This window comes from Streptomyces sp. IBSBF 3136, from assembly GCF_036815105.1.
Classification (GTDB): Bacteria; Actinomycetota; Actinomycetes; order Streptomycetales; family Streptomycetaceae; genus Streptomyces.
On the sequence record NZ_JAJSZC010000066.1, the window covers coordinates 1 to 17,105 of the forward strand.

The following is a 17,105-nucleotide window of genomic DNA, read 5'->3' on the forward strand; positions in this document are numbered from 1 at the left end:
ACGCCGAGAGCACGCACCGGACGCCGCGCGGCCGCCCTCCGGGCGACGAGGCCACCTTCGCAACAGGCCCTAGGGCAAGAGCCGTCAGCTGTTGTCGACCCCGAGCACCCCGCGCAGCTCCTTCGGCAGCAACTGGTCGCAGGACTGCTTGGCCTCGTGGGTCAGGGCGTCGGTGACGCACGTGTAGTAGTCGCGGTAGACCAGCTGCACGGTGAAGGTCGTGCCCACCAGGGCCAGCGCCAGGCACGCCGTGACCACGCCGCCGATCGCCGCCGTGGTGTACGGCCGTCCGCCCTGGGCGGGGGACGCGGCCGGGGCCGGCGCCGGGGCAGGGGTGTCCGGGTTCCGGTCCTGGGTGCGGGGCTTGGCGCGCAGGGCGCTGATGCCCCAGTACAGGGCCAGCACGCCCAGCAGCAGCGCCACGTAGGGCCAGCTGAACAGGGCGAAGAAGACGGACCACATGCCGGACAGCAGCGCGTAGCGCGCCCGGCGCTGGGTCGGGTCCGTCGGGTCCCAGCGCAGGTTGGGCCCCGCCGGGCCGCCCGGGCCCTCGGGGCCACCGCCGGGCCGCTGACCGAAGCCGCCGGGGGAGCGGCCGGGCTGGCGGTCGCTCCACTGGCCGCCCCAGCCGGGGCCCTCCCCGGGGCCCGAGCCCTGGGAGCCCTCGGGGTGACGGGGCTGCCACGGCCGGTCCGGGCTGCCCTCCGGCGGCGGCGCGAACGGGTTGTCGTCCTGCTGCTCGCCACCGCGCCCGTCGCCGTCCCCGTCGTTCCGGGGCGCCTCGGGCGGCGAGGCCGGCCGTTCCCGCAGCAGCACGGTGCCCCGCTCGCCCTCCTGGGCCGGGCGCGGCGGGAACGTGAGGAGTCGCAGGCTGCGGTCGGGCATCAAAAGAGCGTCTTCCCCTACATGAGTACGGCTGTGCGACATGAGCTTCCACCCCGTCAACGCACCGCACGACGACCGCGTTCCCGGGGCAGCTCCTGGTTGATCCCCCCGAACGCTACCTTCCGGCCACACACCCGTCCCCCGGGGGCCTTCCGCGGTGCCGGTATCGTTGCTGACGGTCGGCCGCTTCGTAGACTTCCCCGTATTCCGGGGCGCGAAGCATTCGTACGACTGTACAAACCGCCGGCCGGACACATCGCTCCCCCGAGAAAGGGCCCCACCGTGGCCGCCACCCCCGCTGGCCAAGCGGTCAAGCGCCTCGTCGTGCTGGTCTCCGGATCCGGCACCAACCTGCAGGCGCTCCTGGACGAGATCGAGCGCACCGGAGCCGAGTCGTACGGCGCGCGGATCGTCGCCGTCGGGGCCGACCGCGACGGCATCGAGGGGCTCGCCCGCGCCGAGCGGGCCGGGCTGCCGACCTTCGTGTGCCGGGTGAAGGACTTCGCGGGCCGGGAGGAGTGGGACGCGGCCCTCGCCGGTGCCGTGGCCGCCCACGAGCCCGATCTCGTGGTCTCCGCCGGGTTCATGAAGATCGTCGGCAAGGAGTTCCTCGCGCGGTTCGGCGGCCGGTTCGTCAACACGCACCCCGCCCTGCTGCCCAGTTTTCCCGGGGCCCACGGCGTGCGCGACGCGCTCGCGTACGGCGCCAGGGTCACCGGCTGCACCGTCCACTTCGTCGACGACGGCGTCGACACCGGCCCGATCATCGCCCAGGGCGTGGTCGAGGTGCGGGACGAGGACGACGAGAGCGCGCTGCACGAGCGCATCAAGGAAGTCGAGCGAAGGCTGCTCGTCGAGGTCGTGGGGCGGCTCGCCCGCAACGGCTATCGCATTGAGGGACGAAAGGTAGTTATCCAGTGACCGCCACCGCCGAGAGCACCAAGCGGCCCATTCGCCGGGCGCTCGTCAGCGTCTACGACAAGACCGGCCTCGAAGACCTCGCGCGCGGGCTGCACGAGGCAGGGGTCGAGCTCGTCTCGACCGGGTCCACGGCCGGCCGGATCGCCGCCGCCGGTGTCCCCGTCACCAAGGTCGAGGAGCTGACCGGCTTCCCGGAGTGCCTGGACGGCCGGGTCAAGACCCTGCACCCGCGGGTGCACGCGGGCATCCTCGCCGACCTGCGTCTCGACAGCCACCGCGAGCAGCTCGCCGAGCTGGGGGTCGAGCCGTTCGACCTGGTCGTCGTCAACCTCTACCCGTTCCGGGAGACCGTCGCCTCCGGCGCCTCGCCCGACGAGTGCGTGGAGCAGATCGACATCGGCGGTCCCTCGATGGTCCGCGCCGCCGCCAAGAACCACCCCTCGGTGGCCGTGGTCACCAGCCCCGAGCGGTACGCCGACGTCCTGGCCGCCGCGCAGGCCGGCGGCTTCGACCTCGTCACCCGCAAGCGGCTCGCCGCCGAGGCATTCCAGCACACGGCCGCCTACGACGTGGCCGTCGCCTCCTGGTTCGCCTCCTCCTACGCGCCCGTGGACGAGTCGCCGTTCCCCGACTTCCTCGGCGCCACCTGGGAGCGTGCGCACACCCTGCGCTACGGCGAGAACCCGCACCAGCCGGCCGCGCTGTACGTCGACGCCGGTGGCGCCGGCCTCGCCCAGGCCGAGCAGCTGCACGGCAAGGAGATGTCGTACAACAACTACACGGACACGGACGCCGCCCGCCGTGCCGCGTACGACCACGACGAGCCGTGCGTGGCGATCATCAAGCACGCCAACCCCTGCGGCATCGCGGTCGGCGCGGACGTGGCCGAGGCGCACCGCAAGGCGCACGCCTGCGACCCGCTGTCCGCGTTCGGCGGGGTCATCGCCGTGAACCGGCCGGTCAGCAAGGAGATGGCCGAGCAGGTCGCGGAGATCTTCACCGAGGTCATCGTCGCGCCCGGCTACGAGGACGGGGCCCTGGAGGCCCTCACCAAGAAGAAGAACATCCGGGTCCTGCGGGCTTCGAACGGACCGGCCGACCCGGTCGAGGTCAAGCCGGTCGACGGCGGTGTGCTGCTGCAGGAGACCGACCGGCTCCAGGCCGACGGCGACGACCCGGCCAACTGGACGCTGGCGACCGGTGAGGCGCTCTCCGCCGAGGAGCTCAAGGAGCTGGCCTTCGCCTGGAAGGCGTGCCGGGCGGTGAAGTCCAACGCGATCCTGCTCGCCAAGGACGGCGCCTCGGTAGGCGTCGGCATGGGCCAGGTCAACCGCGTCGACTCCTGCAAGCTGGCCGTCGAGCGGGCCGGCGAGGAGCGGGCCCGCGGCGCCTACGCGGCCTCGGACGCCTTCTTCCCGTTCCCGGACGGTCCCGAGATCCTCATCGGCGCGGGCGTGCGGGCGATCGTCCAGCCGGGCGGCTCGATCCGCGACGAGCTGGTCGTGGAGGCCGCCAAGAAGGCCGGCGTGACCATGTACTTCACGGGCACCCGCCACTTCTTCCACTGAGCCCCGGGCGCACACCGAAGCGGCCTCCGGCCCCCGCGAAGGCAGGGGGCCGGAGGCCGCTTCGGCGATCAGGTGATGAAAGCGCCGGAGGCGCTGGAAGCGCTGAGCGTTCCGCAGGCGCCGCAGGGGCTCAGCTCACTGGGTCTTGATGACGATCGAGCCGCAGACCTTGTCGGCGAACGTCTGGCGCTTGGAGTCCCACGCCGGCCACAGCCAGCCCAGGTAGCAGGCGAGGCTGTCCAGGAAGTGGGCGAGCCGGCGGACGAAGGCCATGCCCACGCCGAGCGGCTGGCCGGTCTCCTCCTTCACCAGGCGGATGCCCAGCGCCTTCTTGCCGATCGTCTGGCCGGTGCGGCCCTCCTGGATCAGCTGCCAGATCGCGATCGCGATGATGGCGAGCCCGCCGATCGCCGACAGCGCGGCGTTGTTGCGGCCCACGAGCACCAGGATGTACGGCACCAGGAAGACCAGGCCGTCGACGAGGGTGCCGAGGAAGCGCTGTCCCCAGTTCGCGTACGGCGGCTGGACGCCGTAGCCGTATCCGCCCTGCTGCGGGTAGCCCGGGTAACCCGGCTGCTGCGGGTAGCCGTAACCCTGCTGCGGCGGGACGCCCTGCGGCGCCTGCTGGTAGCCGGGCTGCTGCTGCGGGTACCCGTAGGGCTGCTGCTGCGGGTCCTGCGGCTGGCCGTAGGGGTTGTTGGGCGAGCCGAAACTCATGGCGGGTTTCCTCCGTTGACACTGCGGGGACGGGCGCGGAAGGAACGGAGGATCGTCAGGATCTGAGCGGTTTGCCCCCCAACCGGACCGCGATACTGCGCCGTTCATCGTCGGGGGAGAGGCCGATTCTTGTCCAGCCGGATTCGCCAGGTGTTGTGCAAGTGCAACATCGTCGATCAAGGACGGCCGTGCGGGCGGCGCGTGGGACCCGGCCGGAGGGCACCCGGATTGGAACCAGGGGCCGGTCATCCGCGAGGATGGGGTCATGACCGCCCAGATTCTCGATGGCAAGGCCACCGCAGCCGCGATCAAGTCCGATCTGACCGCCCGCGTGGCGGCGCTGAAGGAGAAGGGCGTCACGCCCGGCCTCGGCACGATCCTGGTCGGGGAGGACCCCGGCAGCCAGAAGTACGTCGCCGGCAAGCACCGCGACTGCGCGCAGGTCGGCATCGCCTCCATCCAGCGTGAGCTGCCGGCCACGGCCACTCAGGAGGAGATCGAGGCGGTCGTCCGCGAGCTGAACGAGGACCCCGCCTGCACCGGCTACATCGTCCAACTCCCGCTGCCCAAGGGCATCGACGAGAACCGCATCCTGGAGCTGATGGACCCGGCCAAGGACGCCGACGGCCTGCACCCGATGAACCTCGGGCGGCTGGTCCTGAACGAGCCGGCCCCGCTGCCCTGCACCCCGAACGGCATCCTCACCCTGCTGCGCCGCCACGGCGTGGAGATCAAGGGCGCCGAGGTCGTGGTCGTCGGCCGCGGCGTGACCATCGGCCGCCCGATGCCGCTGCTGCTCACCCGGCGCAGCGAGAACGCCACCGTGACCCAGTGCCACACCGGCACCCGGGACCTGTCCGCCCACCTCAAGCGGGCCGACATCATCATCGCGGCGGCCGGCTTCCCGCACCTGATCCGTCCCGAGGACGTCAAGCCCGGCGCGGCCGTCCTGGACGTCGGCGTGTCCCGCAACGCCGAGGGGAAGATCGTCGGTGACGTCCACCCGGGCGTGACCGAGGTGGCCGGCTGGATCTCCCCCAACCCCGGCGGTGTGGGCCCGATGACCCGGGCGCAGCTGCTGGTCAACGTGGTCGAGGCGGCGGAGCGCAGTGCCGGCTGAGGACGCCCACGGCACCGAGCCGACCGTGCGCGACGCGATCAGCGCCCCCGACGCCGAGGGGCGCCCGCGGCGTGTCACCCGCCGCTTCCCGCTGTTCACCAGGGACACCGCCCGGCCCGAGGGCGGCGGCCGGGCCGCCGCCGGCGACGCCCCGGCGCCCGCCCGGCAGTGGCCGATGCTGGTCGTGCTGTCGACGGTCGCCCTCGGCCTGCTGCTGACCGCGCTGGACCTGTTCCGGCTCGGCACCCTGCTGATCGGCGGGGCCCTGCTGGCGGGCGCGGTCCTGCGGTGGATACTCCCGAGCGTCGGCATGCTCGCCGTACGCTCGCGCTTCACGGACATCGCCACCTACGGGGTGCTGGGGCTCGTCATCGCCCTGCTCGCGATGACCGCCCAGCCCAAACCGTGGCTGGAGATCCCGTTCCTGAAGGACACCCTGCACTTCACGCTCACCAAGTAGCGCCGCCCGCGCGGCGGCGCGGTCTCCGGCAGCGGCGGCCCGTCCCCTCCCCCGAGCAAGACGGACCGCCGCCGGGACCCAGCCTTCCCTGCCGTGAACGACCTGTTCAATGGCTGTCCGCCCGCTGTGGCACGGAAGTGACGGTTCCGCTACGGTGTCCGCGCACTGCCACATGTGCCCCGGGCGTGGCGGAACCCCGGCGAAACGGGGATACGTTACGAAGGCCGCGTGGACGCGGACGCATGAGGGGCCGGACCGATGCTCCCGTGCGCCCCCGCTCCGGGAACTGGGATCCTTGGTCAGCGCATCCCCATGGGTAGCCAGAACGGGTGCCGTACCCGGGGACAGGACCGGGCCGGGGCAGGTACCCGCGGGGACGGCGCGGGGAATCGACGGCACCGGCCGGGGGGAATGAGGGGGAAGCAATGCCGCGATGGAAGACCTTGCCGGACGAGCTGGATCCGCAGATCAAGGAGTTCACCAGCCAGTTGCGGCGGCTGGTGGACCGCAGCGGCCTGAGCATCGCGGCGCTGGCCGACCGGACCGGTTACAGCAAGACGTCCTGGGAGCGCTACCTGGGCGGGCGGCTGCTCGCGCCCAAGGGCGCGATCGTCGCGCTCGCCGAGGTCACCGGCACCAGCCCCATCCACCTCACCACCATGTGGGAGCTGGCCGAACGCGCCTGGAGCCGGGCGGAGATGCGGCACGACCGGACCATGGAGCAGATACGCATCAGCCAGGCGCGCGCCGCGCTCGGGGAGTTCGGGGCGGCCGAGGTCGAGGGGACCGGCGGCACCACGACGGTCCGCAGGGGCGCCGGCACCTCCGCGGCCCCGGGCGTCGCGGGCCCGGCGGGCGTCGCGCCGTCGATCCCGCCGCAGCCGACGGCCGCCGACGCCGACGGGCGGCAGTACGCCGACGGGCGCCAGGGCGCGGACGGACACCAGGGCACGGACGGACACCAGGGCACGGACGGTCGGCAGGACACGGACGGACGCGCGAGCGCCCTGAGGCCGCGCGGCGACGACGGCGGGTCGGCCGCCGAGGTCAACTCCTGGCGTCTCGCGGGCTATCAGGGACCCTCGCCGACGAGCGGCCGTCCCGGCGGCGCCGCCGGCGCACGGCCCGGACCCGCGCCGGACGGCCCGGGCCGGCCGCCGGGCACCCCGGATCCTCACGGCGGTCAGCCGCGCGCGCCGCAGGCCGCCGCGGGCGCCACCGGCCCGGGGGGTACCGCGGGCGCCACCGGCACGGGCGGCAAGCGGCGGCTGACGATGTTCCTCGCGGGGGTCGTCGGCGCCCTCGTCGTCGTCGCGGCCGTCTTCTACCTCACCCGGCCGGGCGGCGACGGCAAGGACGCGAACGCCGCCAAGTCGCCCTCCCCGAGCGCCAGCAGCGACCCCACGCCGCCCCCCGGCGTCAAGTGCAGCGGTTCCTCCTGCACCGGCAAGGACGCCGAGTCCATGGGGTGCAGCGGCGACCTGGTGACCACCGCCAAGACGGCCGCCCTCGGCACCGCCACCCTGGAGGTCCGTTACAGCAAGACCTGCGGCGCGGCCTGGGGACGGATCACCGGCGCCACCCAGGGCGACCAGGTCCAGGTCTCCGCGGGCAAGACCCGGGAGCGCGGTGACATCACCGAGGTCGGCGACACCATCGCCTACACGCCGATGGTCGCCGTGAAGGACGCGGCCGAGGCCAAGGCCTGCGCGACCCTCGCCTCCGGGCGTACCGGCTGCACGAAGTAGCCGGTAGCGCACGGGCCGCAGAACGGCGAAGGCACCGCACGGGCCGCAGAAGGGCGAACGGCGGCCGGCAGTCACCGTTCCGGGTGGAATTCATGAGGCGGACGCATGGCCCGGCGGATCCTGGGAACGCGAACCGTACCCCCACGGGAGTCCGGCAATCCGGTCCCCCCGGCGGCCGTCCTCGTCCCTCCTCTCCCGGACGGGCGGCCGCCTTCTGCCGAACCGGGCATCCGGCTTGTGGGCTGGGCCACAGGGCCCCGGACATCTCGCATGCCGGATGCGCGATAGCCTGACCGCTGGATCTCTCTTGACGCCAAGAGATCGATCATCCGCACGGGGCAGCGAAGCCCCACCGCCAGCTGTCATACGGAGAACGCCATGACCCGCACTCCCGTGAACGTCACCGTCACCGGCGCAGCCGGCCAGATCGGTTACGCCCTGCTCTTCCGCATCGCCTCCGGCCAGCTGCTCGGCGCGGACGTGCCGGTCAAGCTGCGCCTCCTGGAGATCACCCCGGCGCTCAAGGCCGCCGAGGGCACCGCCATGGAGCTGGACGACTGCGCGTTCCCGCTGCTCCAGGGCATCGACATCACGGACGACCCGAACGTGGCCTTCGACGGCGCCAACGTGGCGCTCCTCGTCGGTGCCCGCCCGCGCACCAAGGGCATGGAGCGCGGCGACCTGCTGGAGGCCAACGGCGGCATCTTCAAGCCGCAGGGCAAGGCCATCAACGACCACGCCGCCGACGACATCAAGGTCCTCGTGGTCGGCAACCCGGCCAACACCAACGCGCTCATCGCGCAGGCCGCCGCGCCGGACGTCCCGGCCGAGCGCTTCACCGCGATGACCCGCCTGGACCACAACCGCGCGCTGACCCAGCTCGCGAAGAAGACCGGCTCGACGGTCGCCGACATCAAGCGCCTGACCATCTGGGGCAACCACTCCGCCACCCAGTACCCGGACATCTTCCACGCCACGGTCGCCGGCAAGAACGCCGCCGAGGTCGTGAACGACGAGAAGTGGCTGGCCGAGGACTTCATCCCGACCGTCGCCAAGCGCGGTGCCGCGATCATCGAGGCCCGTGGCGCCTCCTCCGCGGCCTCCGCCGCCAACGCCGCCATCGACCACGTGCACACCTGGGTCAACGGCACCGCCGAGGGCGACTGGACCTCCATGGGCATCCCGTCGGACGGCTCCTACGGCGTCCCGGAGGGCCTGATCTCCTCCTTCCCGGTCACCACCAAGGACGGCAAGTACGAGATCGTCCAGGGCCTGGACATCAACGAGTTCTCCCGCGCCCGCATCGACGCCTCCGTGCAGGAGCTCGTCGAGGAGCGCGAGGCGGTCCGCTCCCTGGGCCTCATCTGAGCCTCGACTCGGGCGTTTCGCCACGAGTGTGCGCGGGCCCTGTTCCGGTTTCGTCCGGAGCGGGGCCCGCGCCCCTTTTCGCCGCTACTGTCGACAGCAGTACAGGGCGGGCGTTTCGGGGGGTTCGTGATGAGCGGATGGAACGGATGGACCGGCGGGGAGGGGCACGAGCCGCATCCCGAGCGTGAGCCGGACGCGGACAGAGGCCGGCCGGCCTGGTCGTCCGGGCCGGTCAGCCCGCCCGCGTGGGCGTCCGAGGAGACGCGCACCGCGCACCTCGCGCCGGCCGCGGCCCCCGCCGACACCCCGGCACCGCCGCCCTGGGCCACCGCCCCCACGCAGGCCGGCGCCCCGTCCGTACCGGCACCGGCCGCGCCGCCGTCGTACGCGCAGACATACCCGCCGTCGCACCCGTCGTACGGTCCCGCGTCCGCGCCCCGGCGTGCGCGCGGCGGCCGGCTGATCGCCCTGGTCCTGGCGATGGCCCTGGTGGGAGCCGGTACCGGCTTCGGGGTCTGGTACCTCGGCCGGGACCGCGGCGGGACCGGCACCCCGGCGGCGTCCGCGCCGGCCACCGGTGTCTCCGCCTCCGCCTCCGACGCCTCGGACGACTCCGCCACCGGTGACCCGGCCGCCGGCTCGGCCCCGGGGTCCGGTTCCGGTTCCGGCTCCGGCACGTCCTCCGGCACGAGCTCCGACCCGGCGGGTGCCGCCCCGGACCGGACCGCACCCGCGGGCTACCGCCTCGTCCACGACCCCGTCGGTTACGCCGTCTCCGTCCCCGCGGGCTGGACCCGGCGGGAGAAGCAGGGGGAGAAGGCGGCCGTGGTGTACTACGACTCCCCGTCCGACGGGCGCCAGCTGCAGATCTTCGAGCTGTCGGAGGCCACCGTCACCGAGTCGCTGGACCTCGCCGAGAACCACCCGGGCTACGGCTACGCCCGCGAGCCCGGCTACCAGGCCCTCGACCGAAGCTCCGGAGACACCTGGGCCGAGCTGTCGTACCGCTACGACGATCCGGACAAGGGCGCCCGCCGTGTCGTCGACCACCGCTTCCAGGCGGCCGACGGCACCCTGTACGCGATCCGTGCCAGCGGACCGGAAAGGCTCTCCGACGCCCTGGTCCGGGCGCCGCTCACCACGGCCCTGGCCTCGTTCTGCCCGACCGCCGCCTCCTGCGCGTAACGGCTCAGGAGCGGGGCAGTGCCGCTTCCCGGCTCTCCCGGCCGGCCGTGACCACGCGGCCGGCGGTCCGGCCGCCGCCGTAGCCCGCGGTCACCAGCGCCGTCGCCGCCAGGACCACCACGGCGACCGTGCGCAGGGCCGGTCCCATGCCGTGGGCGAGGTCGGCGTGGGCGGACAGGACGGTCCCGGTGACCGCGACGCCCAGGGCCGCGCCGGTCTCGCGGGCCGTGGTGCCCAGGCCGGAGCCGAGGCCCGCCTGGTGCGCCGGGAGCGAGGTGACGACCCCGAGGGTCAGGGCGGGCATCGACAGACCGGTGCCGGCCGAGACGACCAGCAGCCAGCCGGCGTAGGCCCAGTAGGGGGTGCCGGCGCCGACCGTGGAGACGCCGAGCAGGCCAAGGCCGATGAGGGCGAGCCCGGTGCCGATGACCGCGCGCGGGCGGTCCGCCCAACGGGCGGCAAGCCGCTGCGCGAGCGCCATGCCGACGGGCAGCGGCAGGATCGCGACGCCGGTGAGAGCCGCCCCGAAGCCCTTCACCTCCTGGAGGTACTGCGAGTTGACGAAGAACAGGGCGAACAGGCCGAAGAAGCCGGTGGCGGTGCCGAGGGAGGCGGCGCGCAGCCGGGAGGAGGCGAAGACGCGCGGGTCGAACAGCGGGGCGGCCGAGCGCAGGGCGTGTCCGGTGAACGCGGCGAGCAGCAGGGCACCGGCGGCGAAGGCGCCGAGGATGGGGGCGGAGGCCCAGCCGTGGTCGGGCCCCTCGATGATGCCGAACAGGACCGCGACCAGCCCTGCGGTGAGCAGCAGGGTGCCGACCGGGTCGGGGTGGGCGCGGCGGGAGCGTTCGGTGCGCGGGGTGGTGACGGCGACCGCGGCGGCGAGCAGTGCGGCGAGCGGGACCATGGCCGCGAACAGGGCCCGCCAGGACAGGAACTGCCCGGCCAGGCCGCCGCCCAGGTTGCCGGCGGCACCGCCCAGGCCGAGCGACAGGGTCCAGGCGGCCATCGAGCGGGCCCGGTGCCCGGGTGCGGACAGCCGCATCAGGATCGACAGGGTGGCCGGGGTGATCAGGGCCGCTCCGGCGCCGGACAGACCACGGCCCGCGATCAGCACGGCCGGGCCGGTGGCCAGCGCGCTGGTAGTGGCGCCCGCCGCGAACAGGCCGAGCCCGGTGAGCAGCGCGCCTTTGTGGCCGAACCGGTCGCCGAGCGCGCCCGCCGGGACGAGGAGCCCGGCGAAGACGATGACGTACGCGTCGACCGTCCACATGACCTCGCTGTGCGAGGGGTGCAGCGAGGACCCGGCGAGTTGCGGGATCAGCAGGTTGATGGCGGCGACCATGCTCTGGGCGACCAGGACGCAGGCGCACAGCGCGAGCAGGGTGGGGCGTTTCAGGGCGTGCACGGGCACGGCTCCTCCCGGGAGCGGGGCGGTTGGTGGGGGATGCCCCGCCACCGTAGGCTCGCCTCCGACCTGCTTTCCAGTGCACCCTTTGCAAGGGACAGTTGCGTATGACGCAATCATCCGGCTCGCCCGCAGGCGTGGACCTGAATCTGCTGCTCGCCCTCGACGTGCTCCTGGAGGAGCAGAGCGTCCAGGGCGCCGCACGCCGCCTGCACCTGTCCGAGCCCGCCATGAGCCGCACCCTGGGCCGCATCCGCAAGGCGCTCGGCGATCCGGTACTGGTGCGCGCCGGACGGCGGATGGTGCCGACCCCGCACGCGCTGGCGGTGCGCGCCGAGGTCGGAGCGGTCGTGGAGCGGGCCCGGGCCCTGTTCGCGCCGGGCCGGGACACCGACCTGCGCACCGTCACCCGCACCTTCACGATCCTCGGCCACGACACGATCGCCGCCACCCACGGCGCCGCCCTGTTCGCCCGGGCCGCCCGCGAGGCGCCCGGCGTCCGCCTGCGTTTCCTGTCCGAGAGCCACGTGGACGGCCCGTTCCTGCGCCAGGGCACCGCGGACCTGGAGGTCGGCGTGATCGACACGGCCGACCCCGAGGTGCACGTGGAGACGGTGCACGAGGAGCGCATGCTGGGTGTCGTACGGGCCGGGCACCCGCTGCTCACGGGCGAGCTGACGGCCGAGCGGTTCGCCGCGGAGGCCGGCCACCTCATCGTCTCGCGGCGCGGCCGGCAGCACGGGCCGGTCGACGACGCCCTGGCCGCCCTCGGCCTTCAGCGGCGGGTGGTGGGCACCGTCGGCACCTATCCAGCCTCACTGTTCGTGCTGCGCGACACCGACCTGGTCGGGCTGATCGGCCACTGGGGCCGCCCGCTGGCCGCCACCCTCGGCCTGGTCGCCTTCGAGGTGCCGCTCGAACTGCCCGCGCTGAAGGTCGGTCTTGCCTGGCACCCCCGCCACGACGCCGACCCCGCCCACGCCTGGCTGCGCGGCTGCGTACGGGAGGTGATGCGCCGGGAGCCGCCCGGCCGGTGACCCACCGTGCACGGCCGGTCGGCCCCGTGTCGGCTATGTCCCGTTTCTCCCCGCTGTTCAGTGACGCCGCTTACTTTCCCCCACCGATCGCGCATGCGAACGACGGGCCCTGGGCAGGCGGTGGCGGTCCCCGAGCGTGACACGACTGTGACAGAGGGGCACGGAACAGGAACGGAAGGCAATACCGATCATGGCGGACAGAACGGAACGACAGGCCCAGGCGACGATCCACGCGGGCGGCGAGTGGCTGGAGGCGATCTCCGGCGCCACGCGCGACATCCTCGATCCCGCGGACGCCCGGCCGTTCGCCGTGGTCGCCGAGGGCGACGAGAAGGACGCGGAGCGGGCGGTGGCCGCCGCGCGCCAGGCGTTCGACCACGGCCCCTGGCCCGGCACCCCCGTCGCCGAGCGCGCCGCCCTGCTGCGCCGCGTCGCCGACCTGCTCACGCGCGACCGCGAGCGGCTCGGCCTGCTGGAGAGCCGCGATGCGGGCAAGACCGCCGAGGAGGGGCGCGTCGACATCGACTGCGTCGCCGACGCCTTCCGCTACTTCGCCGACCTCGTCGCGGCCGAGGCCCCCGGCCGGGTCGTCGACGCGGGCTCGCCCGACGTCCACAGCGTCGTCGTGCACGAGCCGGTCGGCGTCTGCGCGCTGATCACCCCCTGGAACTACCCGCTGCTCCAGGCCAGTTGGAAGATCGCCCCGGCGCTCGCCGCGGGCAACACCTTCGTGATCAAGCCCAGCGAGATCACCCCCATGACGACGATCGCGCTGCTCGAACTGCTCGCCGACGCGGGTCTGCCCGCCGGCGTGGCCAACCTCGTCACCGGACCCGGCCACACCGTCGGCGCCCGGCTCGCCGAACACCCCGGCGTCGACCTGGTCTCCTTCACCGGCGGCCTGCTCAGCGGCACCAAGGTCGCCCAGGCGGCCGCCCCGACCGTGAAGAAGGTCGCCCTCGAACTCGGCGGCAAGAACCCCAACGTCGTCTTCGCCGACGCCTGCGCCACCGAGGAGGGCTTCGACACCGCCGTCGACCAGGCCCTCAACGCCGCCTTCATCCACAGCGGCCAGGTCTGCTCGGCCGGCGGCCGGCTCATCGTCGAGGAGTCCGTCAGGGACCGCTTCGTCACCGAACTCGCCCGGCGCGCCCAGCGGATCAGGCTCGGCCGGGGCACCGAGGACGGCGTCGAGTGCGGCCCCCTCGTCTCCGAGCAGCAGCGGGCCAAGGTCGAGGCGTACGTCGCCTCCGCGCTGGCCGAGGGCGCGGTGCTGCGCTGCGGCGGCCGGCGCCCCGAACCGGCCCCCGAGCGCCCGGAGAACGGCTACTTCTACGAGCCGACCGTCCTCGACGCCTGCCACCGCGAGATGAAGGTCGTGCGCGAGGAAGTCTTCGGCCCCGTCCTCACCGTGGAGACCTTCCGCACCGAGGAGGAAGCCGTGTTCCTCGCCAACGACACCGAGTACGGCCTCGCCGGCGCCGTCTGGTCCGCCGACGCCGGCAAGGCCCGCAGGGTGGCGGGCCGGCTGCGCCACGGCACCGTCTGGATCAACGACTTCCACCCCTACCTGCCGCAGGCGGAATGGGGCGGCTTCGGACGCAGCGGCACCGGCCGCGAACTGGGGCCCGCCGGGCTCGCCGAGTACCGCGAGACCAAGCACGTCTACCAGAACCTCGCACCGAAGCCGGTGCGCTGGTTCGCCGGCTGACCCGTACGCCCGTCCCCGGTCGTCCTCGAGGCCCCCGGCCTCCCGGACCCGGGCCCCGCCGCCTCCCGGCCTCCCGCACCCGGAAGGCGCCCGTCCCGGCCGGTGTCGCGAGCCCGCGGCGCACGAGTCCGGGAGCAGGGCCCCACACATCCCCGCTCCCGGACTCCGCCTGTCCTCCCACCCCCCAGGAGTAACCACCTCATGCCCGATCACACCCACGAGTTCGACTACGTCGTCGTCGGCGGTGGAACCGCCGGTTCCGTCATCGCCTCGCGGCTGACCGAGGACCCGGACGTCACCGTCGCCGTCATCGAGGGCGGCCCCAGCGACGTCGGCCGCGACGACGTGCTGACCCTGCGCCGCTGGATGGGCCTGCTCGGCGGCGACCTCGACTACGACTACCCGACCACCGAACAGCCCCGGGGCAACTCGCACATCCGGCACAGCCGCGCCCGCGTCCTCGGCGGTTGCTCCTCCCACAACACGCTGATCTCCTTCAAGCCGCTCCCGTCCGACTGGGACGAGTGGGAGGCCGCCGGCGCCAAGGGCTGGGGAGCCGTCCCCATGGAGGCCTACTTCGCCCGGCTGAAGAACAACATCGTCCCGGTCGACGAGAACGACCGGAACGCCATCGCCCGCGACTTCGTCGACGCCGCCCGGTCGGCGCTCGGCGTGCCCCGCGTCGAGGGCTTCAACAAGAAGCCGTTCACCGAGGGCGTCGGCTTCTTCGACCTCGCCTACCACCCCGAGGACAACAAGCGCTCCTCGGCCTCGGTGGCCTACCTGCACCCGGTGATGGACGAGCGCCCCAACCTCACCCTGTTCCTGGAGACCTGGGCCCACCGCCTGGAGCTGACCGGCACCCGCGCCGAGGGCGTCCACGTGCGCACCAAGGACGGCGAGGAACTGCTGGTCCGGGCCAGGAACGAGGTGCTGCTGTGCGCGGGCGCCGTCGACTCGCCCCGGCTGCTGCTGCACTCGGGCATCGGCCCGCGCGCGGACCTGGAGGCGCTCGGTATCCCCGTCGCGCACGACCTGCCGGGCGTCGGTGAGAACCTGCTCGACCACCCCGAGTCGGTCATCGTCTGGGAGACCCACGGGCCGATCCCGGAGAACTCGGCGATGGACTCCGACGCCGGCCTGTTCGTGCGCCGGGACCCCGAACACCCGGGTCCGGACCTGATGTTCCACTTCTACCAGATCCCGTTCACCGACAACCCGGAGCGCCTCGGCTACGAGCGCCCCGAGTTCGGCGTCTCGATGACCCCGAACATCCCCAAGCCCCGCAGCCGCGGCCGCCTGTACCTGACCAGCGCCGACCCGTCGGTCAAGCCCGCCCTGGACTTCCGGTACTTCACCGACGAGGAGGACTACGACGCCCGCACCCTCGTCGACGGCATCCGCATCGCCCGCGAGATCGCGCGCAGCGAGCCGCTGGCCGGCTGGCTCAAGCGCGAGGTCTGCCCCGGCCCGGACGTCGTGGACGACGCCGAGCTGAGCGAGTACGCCCGCAAGGTCGCGCACACCGTCTACCACCCGGCCGGCACCTGCAGGATGGGCGCCGCCGACGACGAACTCGCCGTGGTCGATCCCGAACTGAGGATCCGCGGCCTCGACGGAATTCGCATCGCCGACGCGTCCGTCTTCCCGACCATGACCGCCGTCAACCCGATGATCGGGGTGCTCATGGTCGGGGAGAAGGCCGTCGACCTGATCGGAGGTGACGTCCGATGACGCTCACGGTACCCACCCGCAAGCCCCCCACCACCGACGCCCCTGTCTTCTCCGTGGACGGCCTCTGGAAGGTCTTCGGGCCGAAGGCCGGCCGCGTCCCCGCAGACCCGGAGCTCAGCTCGCTCGACCCGGCCGAGCTGCGCTCCCGCACCGGCTGCACCGCCGCCGTCCGCGACGTCTCCTTCGACGTGCGCAGGGGCGAGGTGTTCGTGGTGATGGGCCTGTCCGGCTCGGGCAAGTCCACCCTCGTGCGCTGCCTGACCCGGCTGATCGAGCCGACGGCGGGCAGCATCGCCATCGACGGCGAGGACGTCCGCGCCATGGACCGGACCCGGCTGCGCGAGCTGCGCCGCCACCGCGCCGCGATGGTCTTCCAGCACTTCGGCCTGCTCCCCCACCGCACGGTCCTGGACAACGTGGCCTACGGCCTGGAGATCCAGGGCGTCGGCAGGTCCGAACGGCGTGAGCGGGCCGCCGAGTTCGTCGAGAAGGTCGGCCTCGCGGGCATGGAGAAGCGCCGTCCCGCCCAGCTCTCCGGTGGCCAGCGCCAGCGCGTCGGTCTCGCCCGCGCGCTCGCGGTCGACCCCGAGGTCCTGCTGTTCGACGAGCCGTTCAGCGCCCTCGACCCGCTGATCCGGCGCGACATGCAGGACGAGGTGGCCCGGCTGCACCGCGAGGAGGGCCGCACCATGGTCTTCATCACTCACGACCTGTCCGAGGCGCTGAAGCTCGGCGACCGCATCGCCCTGATGCGCGACGGCCGCGTGGTCCAGCTCGGCACCCCCGAGGAGATCGTGGGCTCCCCGGCCGACGACTACGTCCGCGAGTTCGTCCGCGACGTCCCGCGCGAGCAGGTCCTGACGGCCCGTACGGCCATGCGCCCCGCCGCCCTGGACGAGGCGGGCTCCGGCCCCGCCATCGGCCCGGACGCCACGGTCGCCGAGGCCATCGAGGCAGTGGCCCGCGCCGGCACCCCGGCCCGCGTGATGGACCACGGCAGGTGCCTGGGCGTGGTGGACCAGGACCACCTGCTCGGCGTCGTGGCCGGCGTCGACACCGACGGCCCGGACACCCGCTCCGGCGACCAGGTCACCAGCTCCGGCGAGCAGGTCACCATCACCGACGGCCAGGCCCCCGGCACCAGCGGCCCGGACACCGGCGCCGAGAGCCAGGACCCGCTGCCGGCCCCACCGGCGCCCCGGACCAGCCCGGAGGCCGTCTGATGGCCACGATCGCCGCCCCCGCC

14 protein-coding genes are annotated in these 17,105 nt (G+C 73.5%); 11 read left to right on the forward strand and 3 right to left on the reverse strand.

The window, feature by feature from the left end:
* Nucleotides 1–84: 84 nt before the first annotated feature.
* Entirely contained in the window at nt 85–885 is an 801-nt protein-coding gene (locus V7E45_RS16510; protein ID WP_333774926.1) for a hypothetical protein, read from the reverse strand.
* Nucleotides 886–1,167: 282 nt separating this feature from the next.
* Between V7E45_RS16510 and purN the strand changes: the two genes are divergently transcribed.
* Nucleotides 1,168–1,806 (forward strand): phosphoribosylglycinamide formyltransferase, encoded by a 639-nt coding sequence (purN, locus tag V7E45_RS16515; protein ID WP_319151913.1) that lies wholly within the window; start codon nt 1,168–1,170, stop codon nt 1,804–1,806.
* A complete protein-coding gene (purH, locus tag V7E45_RS16520; RefSeq protein ID WP_333774927.1) occupies nt 1,803–3,374 on the forward strand; it encodes a bifunctional phosphoribosylaminoimidazolecarboxamide formyltransferase/IMP cyclohydrolase in 1,572 nt (523 codons plus the stop codon). The genes purN and purH overlap by 4 nt, the downstream gene beginning before the upstream one ends.
* A 135-nt stretch (nt 3,375–3,509) precedes the next feature.
* Here the strand turns inward: purH and V7E45_RS16525 are convergent, their stop codons facing one another.
* Nucleotides 3,510–4,091: an RDD family protein gene (locus V7E45_RS16525; protein WP_333774928.1), complete on the reverse strand. Its 582-nt coding sequence runs from the start codon at nt 4,089–4,091 to the stop codon at nt 3,510–3,512.
* A 265-nt stretch (nt 4,092–4,356) separates the two neighbouring features.
* On the opposite strand from V7E45_RS16525, the gene V7E45_RS16530 reads away from it, so the two are divergent.
* The 5 genes from V7E45_RS16530 to V7E45_RS16550 all read left to right on the forward strand — a co-directional run bounded on the left by V7E45_RS16530 (nt 4,357) and on the right by V7E45_RS16550 (nt 9,972).
* Nucleotides 4,357–5,211 (forward strand): bifunctional methylenetetrahydrofolate dehydrogenase/methenyltetrahydrofolate cyclohydrolase, encoded by an 855-nt coding sequence (locus tag V7E45_RS16530; protein ID WP_333774929.1) that lies wholly within the window; start codon nt 4,357–4,359, stop codon nt 5,209–5,211.
* Nucleotides 5,201–5,671 (forward strand): DUF3017 domain-containing protein, encoded by a 471-nt coding sequence (locus tag V7E45_RS16535; protein WP_333774930.1) that lies wholly within the window; start codon nt 5,201–5,203, stop codon nt 5,669–5,671. Before V7E45_RS16530 ends, V7E45_RS16535 begins: the two co-directional genes overlap by 11 nt.
* A gap of 425 nt (nt 5,672–6,096) precedes the next feature.
* Entirely contained in the window at nt 6,097–7,419 is a 1,323-nt protein-coding gene (locus tag V7E45_RS16540; protein ID WP_333774931.1) for a helix-turn-helix domain-containing protein, read from the forward strand.
* A 378-nt stretch (nt 7,420–7,797) separates the two neighbouring features.
* Entirely contained in the window at nt 7,798–8,787 is a 990-nt protein-coding gene (locus V7E45_RS16545; RefSeq protein ID WP_333774932.1) for a malate dehydrogenase, read from the forward strand.
* A 129-nt stretch (nt 8,788–8,916) separates the two neighbouring features.
* Nucleotides 8,917–9,972 (forward strand): hypothetical protein, encoded by a 1,056-nt coding sequence (locus V7E45_RS16550; RefSeq protein WP_333774933.1) that lies wholly within the window; start codon nt 8,917–8,919, stop codon nt 9,970–9,972.
* 4 nt (nt 9,973–9,976) lie between these two features.
* Here the strand turns inward: V7E45_RS16550 and V7E45_RS16555 are convergent, their stop codons facing one another.
* Nucleotides 9,977–11,383, reverse strand: coding sequence for an MFS transporter (locus tag V7E45_RS16555; RefSeq protein WP_333774934.1), 1,407 nt, complete (start codon nt 11,381–11,383; stop codon nt 9,977–9,979).
* 101 nt (nt 11,384–11,484) lie between these two features.
* Here V7E45_RS16555 and V7E45_RS16560 point away from each other — a divergent pair, with 101 nt between their 5' ends.
* The 4 genes from V7E45_RS16560 (at nt 11,485) to V7E45_RS16575 (ending at nt 17,082) form a co-directional block, all read left to right on the forward strand.
* The gene (locus V7E45_RS16560; protein WP_333774935.1) at nt 11,485–12,414 is read left to right on the forward strand and encodes a LysR family transcriptional regulator; all 930 of its coding nucleotides are present in this window, start codon (nt 11,485–11,487) and stop codon (nt 12,412–12,414) included.
* A 190-nt stretch (nt 12,415–12,604) separates the two neighbouring features.
* The gene (locus V7E45_RS16565; protein ID WP_333774936.1) at nt 12,605–14,125 is read left to right on the forward strand and encodes an aldehyde dehydrogenase family protein; all 1,521 of its coding nucleotides are present in this window, start codon (nt 12,605–12,607) and stop codon (nt 14,123–14,125) included.
* 201 nt (nt 14,126–14,326) lie between these two features.
* Entirely contained in the window at nt 14,327–15,859 is a 1,533-nt protein-coding gene (locus V7E45_RS16570) for a GMC family oxidoreductase (RefSeq protein WP_333774937.1), read from the forward strand.
* Entirely contained in the window at nt 15,856–17,082 is a 1,227-nt protein-coding gene (locus V7E45_RS16575; RefSeq protein ID WP_333774938.1) for a quaternary amine ABC transporter ATP-binding protein, read from the forward strand. Before V7E45_RS16570 ends, V7E45_RS16575 begins: the two co-directional genes overlap by 4 nt.
* Nucleotides 17,083–17,105 lie beyond the last annotated feature (23 nt).

Bases quoted from the DNA above. Each gene is read 5' to 3' on its own strand.
- V7E45_RS16510 (WP_333774926.1), bottom strand. From the start codon at position 885: ATGCCCGACCGCAGCCTGCGACTCCTCACGTTCCCGCCGCGCCCGGCC.
- V7E45_RS16525 (WP_333774928.1), bottom strand. From the start codon at position 4,091: ATGAGTTTCGGCTCGCCCAACAACCCCTACGGCCAGCCGCAGGACCCG.
- V7E45_RS16530 (WP_333774929.1), top strand. From the start codon at position 4,357: ATGACCGCCCAGATTCTCGATGGCAAGGCCACCGCAGCCGCGATCAAG.
- V7E45_RS16540 (WP_333774931.1), top strand. From the start codon at position 6,097: ATGCCGCGATGGAAGACCTTGCCGGACGAGCTGGATCCGCAGATCAAG.
- V7E45_RS16545 (WP_333774932.1), top strand. From the start codon at position 7,798: ATGACCCGCACTCCCGTGAACGTCACCGTCACCGGCGCAGCCGGCCAG.
- V7E45_RS16550 (WP_333774933.1), top strand. From the start codon at position 8,917: ATGAGCGGATGGAACGGATGGACCGGCGGGGAGGGGCACGAGCCGCAT.
- V7E45_RS16560 (WP_333774935.1), top strand. From the start codon at position 11,485: ATGACGCAATCATCCGGCTCGCCCGCAGGCGTGGACCTGAATCTGCTG.
- V7E45_RS16565 (WP_333774936.1), top strand. From the start codon at position 12,605: ATGGCGGACAGAACGGAACGACAGGCCCAGGCGACGATCCACGCGGGC.
- V7E45_RS16570 (WP_333774937.1), top strand. From the start codon at position 14,327: ATGCCCGATCACACCCACGAGTTCGACTACGTCGTCGTCGGCGGTGGA.
- V7E45_RS16575 (WP_333774938.1), top strand. From the start codon at position 15,856: ATGACGCTCACGGTACCCACCCGCAAGCCCCCCACCACCGACGCCCCT.